The organism is Peribacillus sp. S4 (assembly GCF_046715815.1).
Taxonomy (GTDB): domain Bacteria; phylum Bacillota; class Bacilli; order Bacillales; family DSM-1321; genus Peribacillus; species Peribacillus frigoritolerans.
This window is the reverse complement of record NZ_CP175708.1, coordinates 4,204,140-4,216,355: the sequence shown is the minus strand read 5'-3', so window position 1 is coordinate 4,216,355 and position 12,216 is coordinate 4,204,140. Positions and strand designations below refer to the sequence as shown.

The window sequence follows — 12,216 nt, the reverse complement described above, 5'->3', positions numbered from 1 at the left end:
CAGGTTAACTTGATTTCTTTCTTTCAGAAATCTCAAGGGTGGAGTCCTTTTTACCGCCATCAATCACATAAAATCTAGGAGCTAATCTCCTTTTTTTACGTTGATTGTCAGGATTCATCTTCATATAATTTTCGTATTCTTTGCGAAAGAATTCTTTGGTTTCCCGTTGCAATGCTTTTCTTTCGTTAAAATCTGCGATGAATTTGAAAAAACGTTTCATATGAATTCCTCCTTATGGGGTTAAAAGGTCTTAGTTTAATAGTAACATATCGTTGGTGAAGTTTAACCTTTTTTTGCAATTTTGGAGTGGAAATTATGTTTTTGTGTGAATAAAGTTGTGAATGGTTTGATTCGAGAAAAAGCATGTAATGGATCCTTGCTGAGTAAGTGACCGTGCATGGTATTGAAAGGGAATGTCGGGATTTGCAGAAAGCGGGTATTGGAAGCAATGATTATTTGAGTTAAAATATTCCTTATATTCATTATACACTAAATATTCTGAAAACAAAGGAAAATATTCACTTCCAGCCGCTTTTGATAGATTTGCTTTTTTAATGGTTCATTATTGTGTATAGTTATATATTCCCCGAATTTATGAAAATGAAACTTCCCTTATGTGGGAGGGAAAAAAGCAATTTCCCGCATACGGGCTTTAATGCTTTTCAAATTATTGGACCCCTTTATCGATATTTTATTCACTCTTTTTTATCGGATTTTTAATGTGATTTTTAAGTAATGAAAAGTTAACCAAATTTGCCATCAGGTCTAATGTTCACTTTATATAAACATCTTGATTTCTTATCATTTTCAAGTTACTATTGACTTGGAAAAATATAATATTCCGCATTAAGGCGGAAGAGGTTCTAGCTACCCTCTCAAAAAAACTAAGGAGAAACAGTGCTCTATTCTTAGGGTGCTGTTTTTTTCCGTAAAAAGGAGTTTTATAGAAATGAAGAAGAAAGAAAAGGCAGTGGTTGTGTTTAGCGGAGGGCAGGACAGTACGACGTGCCTGTTTTGGGCATTGGAGAGATTTGAAGAAGTGGAAGCGGTGACGTTCGATTATAATCAGCGGCATAGCTTGGAAATCGAATGCGCTCAAAACATTGCCAAGGAATTGGGCGTGAACCATCATATCCTTGACATGTCGCTGCTGAACCAATTGGCACCGAATGCATTGACGAGAAGTGATATCGCAGTGGCGGACGGAGAAGAAGGGGAGCTGCCGTCGACGTTCGTGCCAGGGAGGAATTTGCTGTTCCTTTCGTTTGCCGGAGTGCTGGCGAGTCAGATTGGCGCTAAACATATTGTCACAGGAGTCTGTGAAACGGATTTCAGCGGATATCCTGACTGCCGCGATGTATTCATTAAATCGTTGAATGTGACCTTGAACTTATCGATGGACCAGTCATTCGTGATTGATACGCCGCTAATGTGGCTTAATAAAGAGGAAACATGGGAGCTTGCTGACCAGCTTGGCGCGTTCGACTTTGTCCGCGAAAAGACCCTGACTTGCTATAACGGAATCATCTCCAATGGCTGTGGAGATTGTCCGGCATGCAATCTGCGGAAAAAAGGACTGGATGACTATGTAAGCAGACGGAAGGTGCTTTCATGATGTACGGTTTTAAGATAGTGGATAAACTCCAAAAAATAGATGAAGATATTCAGCGCAGCCAATTGAAGTATACAAACAAGAGGGTTCTCGTAAGTAAGGAATTCACCTTTGACGCGGCGCACCACCTGCATGACTATGAAGGGAAATGCAAGAACCTTCATGGCCACACGTATAAAGTCATTTTCGGATTGAGCGGGTATACGGATTCACGCGGGTTGATGATAGATTTTGGTGACATCAAGGATATCTGGAAAAATGAAATCGAAATCCACCTGGATCATCGTTATTTGAATGAAACCCTGCCGCTCATGAATACAACAGCTGAAAATATGGTTGTCTGGATTTATGAAAAAATGGCCGAAGCCCTTTCATTAAAAGAATATGAGGGTGCTAGAGTCGAATTTGTTCGACTGTACGAAACGCCGACAAGCTATGCCGAAGCCAGACGGGAGTGGATGGAAAGTGAGTAAACTCCCGGTAATGGAAATCTTCGGGCCGACCATCCAAGGAGAGGGAATGGTCATTGGTCAAAAAACCATGTTCGTTCGGACGGCCGGCTGCGATTATTCATGTTCCTGGTGTGATTCCGCTTTTACTTGGGATGGCACAGGTAAGGAAGATACCGTTCAGATGACTGCCGATGAAATATGGGATGAGCTGAAGCGAATTGGGGGTTCCGGTTTTTCCTTCGTGACGATATCTGGGGGAAACCCGGCCCTGCTGAAAAACCTAAACGGCTTGATAGCGATCTTACATGAAAATAAAATGAAAATAGGGGTCGAAACACAAGGGAGCCGATGGCAGGATTGGTTTCTCGATATTGATGAACTGACTATCTCACCTAAGCCGCCGAGCTCTGGAATGGACACGGACTTTACCGTGCTTGACCAAATCATCTCGAATCTTGCCAATCGAAACCCAGAAAACCATGTTTCATTGAAGATCGTCGTCTTTAACGAGGAAGATTATCAATATGCCAAACATGTACATGGGCGTTACCCGGATATTCCTTTTTATCTGCAGGTCGGCAATGACGACAGCAGGACGGCGGATGATCGTCAATTGATCAGCGGCCTATTGAAGAAGTACGAAGAGTTAATTGATAAAGTGATAGCGGATGATGAATTGAATGATGTGAAAGTCCTGCCCCAGCTGCATACCTATATATGGGGTAACAAGCGGGGTGTGTAAAGTAAAGGCAGTGTGATGTTTAATCACACTGCCTTTTAAGCTTATTACAACCTTTGCATGTGTGTAGCTTTGAAGGATGATGTGTATTTAAGGCCATATCCGAATAAGCGATCCATTCCAATATGTGCGGTCCAAATTAAACCAATCATCACCCATGCATCCGACTTTAGGAATATGGCTAACAAAATCATGAGGATGGACAAGATATAAGTATGGAATGCGTTATAAACCTTTGCTCCAATCCGGTCATTGATCAAATAGGCCAGCATGGAAACATCAGGGGACAAAATCAACAAAAGGAAAATCCACCAGCTGAATTCATATAACGAATAGAAGTAAATCACCGCTAAAAGGACCATAAGTCCTTCAATATGAAGGAATTTCTTCACCATTTCATAACCTCCAAAGTTTAATTGACCATTGGTCAATAATGTTCGAAAAAATTATATGATGTTCTTGGTGATATTTTTTACATGAAAATAGGCTAAACCTTTTACATCTTGATAAGATAGTTCAGAATTAATGTAAAAAGTTATGAATCCGTGAAGAGAAAGAAAAATCGACCAAATGGACGCAGGATTCAGTTTGTTGTCCGTTAGATCCGTCAAGGACTCGATTAGCTTTTCGTATGTTTTATTAGAATCGAATTGGAGTAACTGCTGAATTTCTTTTTCCTTCGATAAAAACATGATGGAATAATGATTCTGTTGGGTTAAACCGAACTCCAAGAAGCACAATAAAATCTTTTCCATTTTTACGGAAGGGTCATTTTCTGACAGGATGATATCATCGATTGAAGAATTTAAAACGGAAAAATCCGTTTTCACCAAACTATAAAATATTTCCGCCTTGTTTTTAAAATGATAATAAATGGCTCCATGGCTGCAATCCAATGATTTAGCCAATTGCCTCATCGAGACATTCGAATACCCTAACGCTGCAAAAAGGTTTCTAGCTTCATTCAACACCATGTCCCTGGATAATTCTTGACCTGCCGATTTCCTTGGCGACATCTTATCACCTCCTTATTAATTGACCGCTGGTTAATTAGGATGAAAGCTCACGGATTTTTAAATGTCAATTATTAGGTTGAACTATATAGTACTGTTTTTAAGTGGGATTATGCCATTTGTTTCACCAGTGTTGCAAAGGATAAACCCCCAGTTTATTGAGGGTTTATGCAATTTATTAAAAAACTAATGATGCTCTCAAAGTAGTGACGCCATTTTCTAAATAACCCTTTAAACAGGTTAATGTATATACCCAACCTTCTTTTTGTCCGATCATTTTGTTTATTATTTCAGGGTCATCTTCACTCAATCCTGATTCGTTCACTTCAATGATCGTACTCGTTTTATCCAACTCTTTTAGTGTAATGGCAACAATCGTTTCTTGATCATTTCCGCCCCATGCAAACACGATTTTCCTATTTTCCTCTACTTCCAATACATGAATGACCACTTCAGCATCGTATTCGTTGTATCTCAATGTAGGCGTCCGGCCTTTTTCCCATCTTTCCGAACTCGATGAGAACCAGAAATTCCCGATTTTTTCAGGATTCACTATGGCTTCAAACACTTCATTCGTTGGCTTGACGATCTTGAATTTCGTGATTATTTGAGTATCCATAACTAACCCAACTCTCTTTCGATGTGTTTTTATAGTTTCCGTTTTTTAATTATCCCAGTCTACTGATATGGGCGGCAGGGTCCGTCCAGTTTCAAGCAAGCTCTTCAGGTTACTTAAAAGGGCTGGCCATCCATTATTCAAGCCTTCAAAGGTATTGTCATCATAGACGAAATCTGTCTCCAATAGCTCCTCATGCCTAAGCGTTAACTTCACAGTCGAATCGTCCATTTTCTGTAATTCAAAAGTGACCCGTGTGGGCTGCTCGCGAGGTGTTTCGTCTCCTGCCATGATCCATGTAAACGAGAGCAGGTGCAACGGCTCGCATTTAAGTACATGCCCATGATCAGTAATCCGCCCATCATCCAGCAAATATTGAACGGCCGACCCTTCTTGCCAGTCAGACTGTACTTGTAATCCGAAGTGGTATTTCTCCGTGACTTCACCACTCGTCAAGGCTTCCCAAAGCTTCTCTGGTGTGGTTGCGATATAAATAGGATAGACAAACGTAGTTTTTTTCATCATTCTTTTTCTCCTCGCCAAATAAAGTACATGACTCTATCTTTGATTTTCGGCTTTTGTATACAGCCGGTCAAGCAGTTTTATGCGACAGAAATCGGCAAAAGGGGGAAACAGGGACATTGAAATAAATGGCTAAATCAATCGGTAACCGCGAAAACATACTAAAATCGACGGTATGGAAACTTCTTGATTTCCAACCGCTTTCAAGCTACGATGAATAAGGAAAATGATAATCCGCCCGGGCGGAAGAGGTTCTAGCTACCCTCTCAAAAAAACTAAGGAGAACAGGGCTCTTTCTTAGGGTGCTGTTTTTTCTGTATAAGGAGAATCAAGAAATGTTAAGAATTTTATTGTATTTAGTATCCATCATCACGGCGAATGTGGTTACAGCAGCTTTTGCGCCATTACATTTTGGCATGTTCATCATCCCGATGGGGACATTGCTCATCGGGGGAACCTTCATCTTCCGAGATCTGGTCCAGAATAAATTCGGCCGCACAAAGACCTATATATGTATCGTCACTGCACTTATTTTATCTGCATGTGTATCATTTTTATTAGGAGATACGTTACTGATTGTGTTTGCTTCCGCTTTATCCTTCGTGGTCGCAGAAACAGCGGATACGGAAATTTATACCCGTTTAAAGCTCCCGATGAGTTGGAGGGTGTTTTACAGCGGGATCGTTGGAGGATTTTTCGATTCGGTGATATTTGTCGTGATTGGCCTAAGTCCTCTGGGTGCCAATATATTGCCATGGGAAGCGGTACCCGCTGCGGTCATCGGCCAAATCATCGTTAAAACGATCATTCAGTCCATTGGTGCCATATTGTTGGGACGAATCAACGTAGAACTGGAGAAACGTGTAGTCTCCAGTTAAATGCTAGGAGGGATGCACTTGATGGATGGAACCAAAAAAGAAGAAGAAAAATGCTATTGCCTCGAGGCCTTTCGTGAAAAATATGGCCCGCATGTACAAGGGGAATGCATGAAGCTCTCCTGCGCCAATTATCGCAAGCATAAAGGAATAGACAAAAAAAGGACCTGATTAGGTCCTTTTTTTGCGTGATTGAAGTGACTCACGAGTAAACAGTGCGAATTCACGAGTAAAAGTACGAAACTCACGAGTAAACAGTCCAAACTCACGAGTAAAAGTGCGAAACTCACGAGTAAAAGTGCGAAACTCACGAGTAAAAGTGCGAAACTCACGAGTAAACAGCGAATTCACGAGTAAAAGTACGAAATTCACGAGTAAACGTGCGAAACTCACGAGTAAACGTGCGAAATTCACGAGTAAAAGTGCAAAATTCACGAGTAAACAGTCCAAATTCACGAGTAAAAGTGCGAAACTCACGAGTAAACAGCGAATTCACGAGTAAAAGTACGAAATTCACGAGTAAAAGTGCGAAACTCACGAGTAAACAGTCCGAATTCACGAGTAAACAGCGCAAACTAAGTGTGCAGTGCGAAATTCCCGAGTAAACGTGCGAAAACTAAGTGTTCCGCATGAATTCGCGAGTAAAACAGCAAAAAAGCTCCCTGGGCCGTTCCATTAAGTGCAGGAAGCTTTTTATTTGGTTTAGAATTGCTGTGAGCTTTTTCGAACTAATTTTTCCAGGAAGAAAAAGCATTCGCGTTTCCGCTCAAGTTCGGTTTGTCCATTTTCGGTGACATGATAATATTTCCTGCGGCCTGATTCGGACTCTTTCCAATGTCCTTTTATGAATTCTTTTTTTTCTAATCGTTTAAGGGCAGGGTAGAGGGTGCCTTCACTTATTTCATAGTTGCCCTTGCTCATTTGCTTCAGGATTTTCGTTATTTCATAGCCGTAAAGCTTTTTTTGCGATAGAAGTGAAAGCAAAAGGAGGTCAATGCTTCCCTTCATTAATTCTTTATCCATATAAAATCTCCTCCTTTTCATTTTTAAAGTGTAATACGTTGTACATCGTATCACAAGGTGCATTTTACTTTTCTTAAAAAAAATGGTTAAATGACGATTGCTAAATAAATTTAATCATAGTAAAATGTGCTTCGGAACGGATGAGTTGTGAAGAGTGTGGTAAGGATACTATATATATGATTTAATTGTTTTAATGAAAATACGGAATAGGATAGAAGAATCACTACTCAAGGGGTATTAATTGATTTTTTTTCGAAAATCATTTAGATTCTATTTATCAACAAGAGCAAAGAAAGAAGGTCCTAGATAGATGAAAGTGAAAGCACCTGAGTCATTCACATATATAGGTGGAAAGAGAGCAGTTCTTCTGCTTCACGGGTTTACCGGAAGTACAGGAGATATGAAAAAATTAGGGAAGTACTTAAATGATCTCGACTATACTTGCCACGGACCTCTTTATAGTGGGCACGGAGTATCAGCCGAGGAACTTGCTAAAACTGGTCCAAAGGAATGGTGGGGAGATGTAGTTAATGGCTATAATTTCCTAAAAGAAGAAGGCTATGAGGAAATTGCAGTTGTAGGAATTTCTTTAGGGGGAGTGTTCTCATTAAAAGTGGGAATTGAATTGCCTGTAAAAGGGGTAGTTTCAATGTGCGCTCCGACGCAAGGAAAAAGTATCGATCGACAAAAGAACCGCTTGCTCAATTATGCACAGGCGTATAAGAAGTTTGAGGGCAAAGATGCAGACCAAATTGCTGCGGAAGTGAAGCTGCTTGAAGAAGAGCCAATGCCTCAACTAAAAGATGTGTTGAACATTATAAATGAGACAGGTGAAAATTTAGATTTAATCACATCACCAACTCTTGTTCTGCAAGGGCGTTTGGATGATCCCGACTATACGGAGAGTGCTACAGCGATTTTCAATGAAGTCGATACACAGCATAAACACTTGATTTGGTATGAAAAGTCTGGCCATATTATCACATTGGGCAAGGAACGTGAACAGGTGTATGAAGATGTGTATAAGTTCTTGAATACACTGAATTGGTCGGAGTAATAAGCGATATATTTGATCCCCTTTAAGTTGAACGTGTAAAAAGCTTACAGTCGTAAGTAGGCTTTACACTATACTTGAGGGGATTTTATTTTGGCTGCAAATCTATTTGTAGAAAAAGACCTTTAAGGTATCGTTATTATCAAGAGTTGCCAATAAAATATCGTTCACGTCGGCATTATATGTTATTTTGATCCTGTTTTTCAGCCATGCTTCTTCTTTACCGCCCCGGTTCAATTCTTTAGAATCAATCTTTCCCTCTTTAATAATCGTTTTAGGAAAAGTGAAGGCGTTTGTTTCCAGGTGCATATCTGCTGGGGTTACTGCTTCATATTGGGGATCTAAAAACAATGAAATGGTACCGTCCGGTTCCCATAGCGCGAGGGATACTTTTTGAATATCTTCGACTTTTTCCTTTCTTAATTCCGATAATAAAACATCGATGGAGATTCTGGCCCTTGCTAAGCTTTTGTAAATGATTTGTCCATTTTCGATAAGCGGAAAGGGGTCCGAGTCAAAAAACCTTCGGAGTTTTCCCCACTTAAGGCCTGCAAACACACTAATTATATATAAAATGACAAATACACTGGTTGTTATCATTGAGCCCTTCAAACCTAACTGTTCATCAGATAAAGGGTGGGCAAGAATGTTTCCAATAATTAAAGCCATTATGAAATCAAGTAATCTTAACTGCGAAATGGACCGTTGCCCCATCAATTTAACCGAAAGAAGCAAGAAGAAGAAGGAAATGATGGCTCTTAAAATCCACTGGATTGCAGTAAGAGTTTCCTGGCTACTAAAAAAATCCACAAAAATTCACGTCCTTATTTCCAATAAAGGAGAAGTAATGGGCCTCTTTAGAGTGGGCCGTTTATAGTTTTAGTCGGCTCCTTCATAAGTATTACCCACATTGGCCCTTCGGAGACTTTATAGACTGTTTTCGAAAAATTTATATTAATATAACAACTTTAAAACGTATTGTAATTAAAAATAAACTGATTTAAAATGATATCTTTCCTGAGAAATTTATTTAAAAAATATCCTTGTATAATATCAGTGACAATGGTCTGATAGTTTCTACCTGGCAGCCGTAATGCCGGACTACAAGGAAGTATGAAAATAGAAGAGATGAACAGGTTAATGTTGGTTCGCTTGAAAAAAGCTGGTTCCTAAAAAACATGCTTCGATGAAAGCTCTTACTTTTTCACACTTTCTTGCTGCGGCTGAAGGTGTAAAAAGGTGAGGGCTTTTTATATAAAAAAAACGAATGGGAAATGATATAGCTAAAGGGGATGAAAGCATGTATTTCTTATTGAATATACTAGGTGTTTTAGTTGTTATGGGCATCGTTTACCTTTGTTCACCTAATAAAAGGAACGTTAAGTGGAAAGCCATTCTTACCTTGCTGGTTCTTGAATTGCTTATCACTTGGTTCATGTTATCGACAAAAATAGGGGCATGGGTCATCAATCTGATCGCTTCATTCTTCACCTGGTTGATTGGATGTGCGAATGAAGGGATTTCTTTTGTCTTTCCTTCGCTTATGGCAAATGAACAAGTGGATTTCTTTTTCAGCGCATTGATGCCGATTATCTTCATTATCACGTTTTTTGATGTTTTATCGTATTTCGGTATACTTACGTGGATCATTGATAAAGTGGGATGGCTCATTTCAAAAGTATCCGGTTTGCCGAAACTTGAGAGTTTCTTTTCGATTCAAATGATGTTCCTCGGAAATACCGAGGCACTGGCCGTAATCCGCCTTCAACTTAGTGCGATTAAGGATCAGCGTCTTTTGACATTTGGAATCATGAGCATGAGCAGCATCAGCGGTTCAATCATTGGAGCCTACCTGTCCATGGTACCGGCAACCTATGTTTTTGTAGCGATACCTTTGAACTGCTTAAATGCCTTACTGATAGCTAATATGCTGAATCCCGTCGATGTCAGTAAAGAAGAAGACGTCGTTTATGTACCTTCTAAAGAGGAACGTAAAGATTTCTTTTCCACCATTTCCAACAGTATGTTGGTTGGGGCCAAAATGGTCTTCGTCATCATGGCAATGGTTATCGGCTATGTGGCGTTGACGGCTAGCGTAAACGGCATTTTCGGCTTCTTCGTGGATGGATTGACCATTCAAAAGATTTTCTCTGTCATTTTTAGTCCATTTGCATTCCTGCTAGGATTAACTGGACATGATGCCATGTATGTCGCTCAATTGATGGGAATCAAGCTTGCCACGAATGAGTTCGTTGCCTTGCTCGATTTAAAGGATAAAGTCAGTACACTGCCTCCGCATACAGTAGCCGTGGCTGTCACTTATTTGACGTCATTTGCCAACTTCAGTACAGTGGGCATGATCTACGGAACATTCAATTCCATCCTCAATGATGAGAAATCGAACATTATCGGAAGGAATGTTTGGAAGCTGTTGGTTAGCGGGATGGCTGTTTCCCTGTTAAGTGCCATGGTCGTTGGATTATTCGTTTGGTGATTTAAAACGGGCATCTGAAAAAAGCTGTGCAGGATTTTCCATGCACAGCTTTTTCTTATTTCGTCAAATAGTTCTCTGTATAATATGGTTTATTTTCCTCATCGAAGGCAACTCCGACACCGAGGGATTCAAAATCTTTCTGTAATTTGTTTTCCCTGTGTCCAATGGAATTCATTAGGCCTTCATGGGCAAAGATACTGCTATTCTGACCGGCAGCCAGGTTTTCCCCCGCCATTCGGAAATTGATTTTGTCATCTTTCATCCGGTCAAAAGGGGATTCCCCTTCAAGGTTTGTATGGTTGAAGTATTGATTCACGGCCATATCTGCACTATGATCCTGGGCGGTGACCTTCACTCGTTTATCCCATGTTAGCACGGAGAGATCATGATTGACCCGTGATGCATTGGTCAAATCGAATAATTGATATTCAAAGCCCTTCTTTAATTCGGGGCCGGCTTCTGCAAAATAGCCGCTCTTTTGCTTTTCGAGTTTTGCGTCGATGATTTGGATTGCCGTGACTGTATTTTTCTCATGTTTGTCATAAAAAATGGTCACATAGCTATTATCCATTTCGAACATATCGTATTCGCCGCCGTCACTTCGAATCTGGTAATAGACGTTTCCTTTAAGCAGTTTTGTTACTGGCTCCGCCATTTTCCCCGTCACGGTTTCTTTGGGTGTACCGCGTTTAATACCTTCCTTTGAGGAAATCAAATCTTGGTTCGTATATAAACCAACAACTTTATTGTTGTTATCGTAGGCAACCATGAAGAAGTTTTGATAATTTTCGTGATAGGCAAACCAGTCCACGCCATATTCATTCCGCGTATTCCGCTTAGCTTTACCAGCCATTTTTTCTACATCATCCTTCGTGTCGCCAATTTCGATATTACGGACTGAAAAGGATGCATCAGCAGGTGCTTCCAGTGCCGGTTTTTTCACTTTTTCCGTTTCCTGAGATTCTTTTTCAGAAGCGTTATCCAATGTTTCCGTCAGCGAGCCAATCAGGCTGCTGACTCCAGTACTCAGTTTTTCCAAGGCTGTCGTAACCTCGGGCCCGTTTATAAATGAACGAACATCTGATGCAAAGGCACTAACCCCCGCTTTGAATCCAGATTCCTGAATATCTTTACCATATCCATACCATAATCCAGAGAGTAGGAGTATGAGGACCACAATATTAAACAATTTACGCAAATCGTTCACTCCTGCTCTATCCAGGATATAGAATCCCGATTAATGAAAGACCGTCTGCAGCATACTTAAAACAGGTGGGACACCTAACAAAAATAGTGAACACATAATGAGTGTTTGCGAGACCATTTTTGGAAGCTTTTCCTTCCCTTTTCCCGAATACCAGCCACTGAACTGAAGTTTATTTCTATACCAGACGAATAATAAAAGCAGTATCGCAATCGAGCCTAGCCAGCCATACTGAGTCACTCTCATGTTTATATATATGCCGTTTACAATGCTCGAAATGATTGTTCCGGCTATCCCGAATATTAATATGATGCGTAACAATTCTAATAAGACTTTCATATGTCACTCCTTGGTTTCCCTATTATACTTCGTCGATTACAAAATAAAAAATTTAAATGTTTGGCTTTACATATTATACCAAAAAAGAGGGGATAAAACAGGTAGCTCTTTCGAAGGTAAAGTTTTCATTATTAGTTAGGCTGTTTTCACATACTTTGTTGCGATTTACCAGGTAGTGAGTTGTGGTTGATTTCCCCTCCAGATGCTCGCTTTCCTTGGTGCGGGCGGTGAGCCTCCTCGGCGTAAACGCCTGTGGGGTCTCACCTGTCCCGC

The 12,216-nt window shown here is 40.3% G+C and carries 17 protein-coding genes and 3 riboswitches; of the genes, 7 read left to right on the top strand and 10 right to left on the bottom strand.

Features of this window, described 5'->3' with window-relative positions:
• Window positions 1-4 precede the first annotated feature (4 nt).
• A complete protein-coding gene (locus tag ACJ9PY_RS20015) occupies window positions 5-220 on the bottom strand; it encodes a hypothetical protein (protein WP_053536010.1) in 216 nt (71 codons plus the stop codon).
• 631 nt (window positions 221-851) lie between these two features.
• Window positions 852-894: riboswitch (PreQ1 riboswitch) on the top strand.
• A gap of 55 nt (window positions 895-949) precedes the next feature.
• On the opposite strand from ACJ9PY_RS20015, the gene queC reads away from it, so the two are divergent.
• Genes queC through queE form a run of 3 tightly spaced genes read left to right on the top strand, consistent with a single transcriptional unit; the run spans window position 950 to window position 2,806 of the window.
• The gene (gene queC, locus ACJ9PY_RS20010; RefSeq protein ID WP_239858648.1) at window positions 950-1,615 is read left to right on the top strand and encodes a 7-cyano-7-deazaguanine synthase QueC; all 666 of its coding nucleotides are present in this window, start codon (window positions 950-952) and stop codon (window positions 1,613-1,615) included.
• Window positions 1,615-2,085, top strand: coding sequence for a 6-carboxytetrahydropterin synthase QueD (gene queD, locus ACJ9PY_RS20005; RefSeq protein ID WP_034309398.1), 471 nt, complete (start codon window positions 1,615-1,617; stop codon window positions 2,083-2,085). The genes queC and queD overlap by 1 nt, the downstream gene beginning before the upstream one ends.
• The gene (queE, locus tag ACJ9PY_RS20000) at window positions 2,078-2,806 is read left to right on the top strand and encodes a 7-carboxy-7-deazaguanine synthase QueE (protein ID WP_063575422.1); all 729 of its coding nucleotides are present in this window, start codon (window positions 2,078-2,080) and stop codon (window positions 2,804-2,806) included. The genes queD and queE overlap by 8 nt, the downstream gene beginning before the upstream one ends.
• A gap of 44 nt (window positions 2,807-2,850) precedes the next feature.
• On the opposite strand, the gene ACJ9PY_RS19995 is transcribed toward queE, so the two are convergent.
• The 4 genes from ACJ9PY_RS19995 to ACJ9PY_RS19980 all read right to left on the bottom strand — a co-directional run bounded on the left by ACJ9PY_RS19995 (window position 2,851) and on the right by ACJ9PY_RS19980 (window position 4,957).
• Window positions 2,851-3,198, bottom strand: a complete 348-nt coding sequence (locus ACJ9PY_RS19995; RefSeq protein WP_411738810.1) for a DUF4260 domain-containing protein — start codon at window positions 3,196-3,198, stop codon at window positions 2,851-2,853.
• 51 nt (window positions 3,199-3,249) lie between these two features.
• Window positions 3,250-3,819 carry a TetR/AcrR family transcriptional regulator gene (locus tag ACJ9PY_RS19990; protein WP_057276790.1) on the bottom strand — a complete coding sequence of 190 codons (570 nt, stop codon included), beginning with the start codon at window positions 3,817-3,819 and terminating at the stop codon, window positions 3,250-3,252.
• Between the two features lie 175 nt (window positions 3,820-3,994).
• Complete coding sequence (locus ACJ9PY_RS19985) at window positions 3,995-4,435, bottom strand: SRPBCC family protein (RefSeq protein ID WP_063575424.1); 441 nt, start codon at window positions 4,433-4,435, stop codon at window positions 3,995-3,997.
• A 45-nt stretch (window positions 4,436-4,480) separates the two neighbouring features.
• Window positions 4,481-4,957, bottom strand: coding sequence for an SRPBCC family protein (locus ACJ9PY_RS19980; protein WP_239858630.1), 477 nt, complete (start codon window positions 4,955-4,957; stop codon window positions 4,481-4,483).
• A 239-nt stretch (window positions 4,958-5,196) separates the two neighbouring features.
• A riboswitch (PreQ1 riboswitch) is annotated at window positions 5,197-5,239 on the top strand.
• Between the two features lie 50 nt (window positions 5,240-5,289).
• Here ACJ9PY_RS19980 and ACJ9PY_RS19975 point away from each other — a divergent pair.
• Together ACJ9PY_RS19975 and ACJ9PY_RS19970 are read left to right on the top strand one after the other, a co-directional pair.
• Window positions 5,290-5,832, top strand: a complete 543-nt coding sequence (locus ACJ9PY_RS19975; protein ID WP_063575425.1) for a VUT family protein — start codon at window positions 5,290-5,292, stop codon at window positions 5,830-5,832.
• Window positions 5,833-5,853: 21 nt separating this feature from the next.
• Window positions 5,854-6,000, top strand: a complete 147-nt coding sequence (locus ACJ9PY_RS19970; protein WP_153246159.1) for a hypothetical protein — start codon at window positions 5,854-5,856, stop codon at window positions 5,998-6,000.
• On the opposite strand, the gene ACJ9PY_RS19965 is transcribed toward ACJ9PY_RS19970, so the two are convergent.
• Both ACJ9PY_RS19965 and ACJ9PY_RS19960 read right to left on the bottom strand, forming a co-directional pair.
• A complete protein-coding gene (locus ACJ9PY_RS19965) occupies window positions 6,001-6,264 on the bottom strand; it encodes a hypothetical protein (protein ID WP_411738809.1) in 264 nt (87 codons plus the stop codon).
• 267 nt (window positions 6,265-6,531) lie between these two features.
• Complete coding sequence (locus ACJ9PY_RS19960; protein ID WP_268564450.1) at window positions 6,532-6,852, bottom strand: PadR family transcriptional regulator; 321 nt, start codon at window positions 6,850-6,852, stop codon at window positions 6,532-6,534.
• A gap of 310 nt (window positions 6,853-7,162) precedes the next feature.
• Here ACJ9PY_RS19960 and ACJ9PY_RS19955 point away from each other — a divergent pair, with 310 nt between their 5' ends.
• A complete protein-coding gene (locus tag ACJ9PY_RS19955; protein WP_034309382.1) occupies window positions 7,163-7,909 on the top strand; it encodes an alpha/beta hydrolase in 747 nt (248 codons plus the stop codon).
• A gap of 102 nt (window positions 7,910-8,011) precedes the next feature.
• Here ACJ9PY_RS19955 and ACJ9PY_RS19950 read toward each other — a convergent pair whose 3' ends face one another.
• Complete coding sequence (locus ACJ9PY_RS19950) at window positions 8,012-8,716, bottom strand: DUF421 domain-containing protein (RefSeq protein WP_063575426.1); 705 nt, start codon at window positions 8,714-8,716, stop codon at window positions 8,012-8,014.
• A 213-nt stretch (window positions 8,717-8,929) separates the two neighbouring features.
• Window positions 8,930-9,030, top strand: a riboswitch (purine riboswitch).
• Between the two features lie 176 nt (window positions 9,031-9,206).
• Here ACJ9PY_RS19950 and ACJ9PY_RS19945 point away from each other — a divergent pair.
• A complete protein-coding gene (locus tag ACJ9PY_RS19945) occupies window positions 9,207-10,400 on the top strand; it encodes a nucleoside transporter C-terminal domain-containing protein (RefSeq protein ID WP_063575427.1) in 1,194 nt (397 codons plus the stop codon).
• Window positions 10,401-10,455: 55 nt separating this feature from the next.
• Here the strand turns inward: ACJ9PY_RS19945 and ACJ9PY_RS19940 are convergent, their stop codons facing one another.
• Together ACJ9PY_RS19940 and ACJ9PY_RS19935 are read right to left on the bottom strand one after the other, a co-directional pair.
• On the bottom strand, window positions 10,456-11,607 hold the full coding sequence (locus ACJ9PY_RS19940; RefSeq protein ID WP_411738808.1) for a CAP domain-containing protein: 1,152 nt from the start codon (window positions 11,605-11,607) through the stop codon (window positions 10,456-10,458).
• Between the two features lie 30 nt (window positions 11,608-11,637).
• Window positions 11,638-11,943 (bottom strand): hypothetical protein, encoded by a 306-nt coding sequence (locus ACJ9PY_RS19935; protein WP_411738807.1) that lies wholly within the window; start codon window positions 11,941-11,943, stop codon window positions 11,638-11,640.
• Between the last annotated feature and the right edge of the window lie 273 nt (window positions 11,944-12,216).